Origin of the sequence: Streptomyces sp. NPDC058619, assembly GCF_042717785.1 — a bacterium.
GTDB lineage: Bacteria > Actinomycetota > Actinomycetes > Streptomycetales > Streptomycetaceae > Streptomyces.
Genome location: NZ_JBHXQN010000142.1, coordinates 1 through 2,511 on the forward strand (window position 1 = coordinate 1; position 2,511 = coordinate 2,511).

General features: G+C 67.8%; 2 protein-coding genes. Both read left to right on the top strand.

The window, feature by feature from the left end:
* Nucleotides 1-307 precede the first annotated feature (307 nt).
* Complete coding sequence (locus ACFWTC_RS38750) at nucleotides 308-1,534, top strand: serine hydrolase domain-containing protein (protein WP_384028036.1); 1,227 nt, start codon at nucleotides 308-310, stop codon at nucleotides 1,532-1,534.
* A 104-nt stretch (nucleotides 1,535-1,638) separates the two neighbouring features.
* A complete protein-coding gene (locus tag ACFWTC_RS38755) occupies nucleotides 1,639-2,490 on the top strand; it encodes an IS5 family transposase (protein ID WP_384028035.1) in 852 nt (283 codons plus the stop codon).
* The last annotated feature ends 21 nt before the right edge of the window (nucleotides 2,491-2,511 follow it).

Genomic DNA, 2,511 nt, shown 5'->3' on the forward strand with positions numbered 1-2,511 from the left:
GCTAAGACCGACCGGCATTAGGCGTCCGAGAGGTGGGGCGGGCACCAGCGGGCATGGGTCCGCGTGCTCATTGAGTTCTCTACGCTCAGTCGTCAACTACGGCCATGGGCGCGCTTCGTACGGGCACGTCATCGACGCCTTGTCGCCCTTCCTGTAGTTCGTCGGGATGACGCGGTCTGATTGGCCCCGCCCGAGTCTCGGCAACGTTGGTCAGGACCTCGCCATGCACAGACTTAGCGAGGGACAGGACGGTGAGGGATGGGGACAGCCCCCGTATCAATCCGGGCGTCAGCAGGATGGGCGACTGGTGCGGCGGTCCGGCACGCTGGGGCAGGAACGGCACAGGCAACAGAAACAGGAGCAATCGGTGAAGGCACGTGCAGGGGCCGCAGCACTGTTGGTGGGGATTTACGCGGTGGCGGTATCAGGGATCTTCCCGGCGGCCGCGGCGGAGCGGGCGTCGGTCTCGCCGCCCGCCGGCCTTAAGGAGGCCATCGAGCAGACGGTCGCGGACGGATTCCCGGGTGTCGTGGCGTATGCCAGGCACGGAGAGCGGGAGTCACGGATGGCGGCCGGGCTCGCGGACACGGCGAGCGGCGAGCGAGCCCGGCCGGACCAGCGGTTCCGGATTGCCAGTAACACCAAGTCGTTCGTGTCGACGGTGCTTCTGCAGTTGGAGGGCGAAGGACAGCTCTCGCTCGACGACAGCGTGGAGAAATGGCTGCCCGGCGTGGTCCAAGGAAACGGCAACGCCGGCAGGGCCATCACCATCCGGCAACTGCTCAACCACACCTCGGGCATCTACGACCCCACCACCGAGCCGGAGTTCTTCGCCCCCTACCTGGAGCGCCACGAATGGGGCCACGTTTACACCCCCCGGGACGTGATCGCCCGCGCCGTCCGGCACAAGCCGCTGTTCGCGCCCGGCGGCGGCTGGTCGTACTCCAATACCAACTACCTGCTCGCCGGTCTGGTGATCGAGGCAGTCACACGTCACAGCGCGCCCTCCGAGATCCATCGGCGGATTCTCGCCCCGCTCGGCCTGAAGGACACCTCCTTCCCGCTGACCGACCCGGCCATTCACGGCCCTCATCTGCACGGGTACGACCTCACGGGACGCGATGTGACCCGATTCAGCCCGTCGTACGACTGGACCGCCGGCGCCATGATCTCCACGGTCAACGACCTGGCCCGTTTCCACCGGGCCCTGTTCACCGGCAAGTTGCTGCGCCCCGCCCAGCAGCGCGAACTCCTGACCACGGTGCAGTTCCCCGACGCGCCGGCGTACGGACTCGGCGTGCAGCGCATGGACGTGCCATGCGGCTCGGAGCCGGACACCAGGCCGATCAGTGCCTGGGAGACCGACGGCGGCGGACCCGGCTTCACCAGCGTGTCCCTCACCACCGCCGACGGTGAGCGACAACTGGTCCTCGCCGTCAATGTCTACGACCTCGGCGCGGACCTGAAGGGTGAGCCGCCCGTCCCGCGAAGCAAGGGACTGATGAAGGCGCAGATGGCAGCCCTGTGTGACTGAGGTGGCGTCATGTCATCGCGGGTGACGTCGCACCGTGCGCGGCGCAGGACCCGCCAGGAAGCGGGACACGATGACCGCCCACTCAGTGATCACGAAGGACGGCCGTGCCCGCGGTGCCATCTTGCCTGCTCGAACCCCTCTGGGACCAGTTCGCCGCACTCCTGCCCGCCCGGGGAGAGTTCGTCGCGGACCACCCGCTGGGCTGTCACCGCCGCCGGATCGCCGACCGGACGGTCTTCGAGCACATCGTGCTCGCGCTGGTTCATGGCTCCGGCTACGAACGCATCTCCACAGTCGGATGCTCCGACCGGACGATCCGACGCCGCGTCAAGGAGTGGGCCGGGCTGGGGATATCCGAGAAGGTGCACGCCTTGGCGCTTGAGGCGTACGACCGGATGATCGGCCTGGGACTGGGCGAGATCTCGGTGGACGGCTGTATCACCAAGGCCCCGTCCGGCGGCGACAAGGCGGGGCGCTCCCCGGTCGACCGGGGAAAGCAGGGACTGAAACGCTCGGTCGCCTCCGACGCCTGCGGTGTCCCGCTCGGGATCGTCTCCGACAGGGCCAACCGGCACGACTCACCCCTGCTCGGACCCACCTTGGAAGCGGCCAAGGAGCAGGTCGGCCCGCTGCCGGACGCCGTCAACGTCAATCTCGACCGCGGCTACGACAGCGCCAAATCTCGCGCGCTGATAGCAGAGTTGGGGTTCACGGCTGAGATCGCCCGCAAGGGAGTGCCAGCCCCGCTCCAGGCAGGCAAACGCTGGGTGGTCGAGCGCACGCACTCGTGGATGAACGACTACGGCAAGCTCCGACGCTGCACCGAGAGGAACGGCGAGGTCGTGGACTTCTACCTCTACCTCGCCGCCGCTCTCGTCACGCTCCGCATGCTCATCCGCCGAGCAACGAGCCGCTACCGCTGGGACGGCCGCCCCACCACCCGGCGCCTCAAATGATCCATTTGCCGGTCGGTCTAA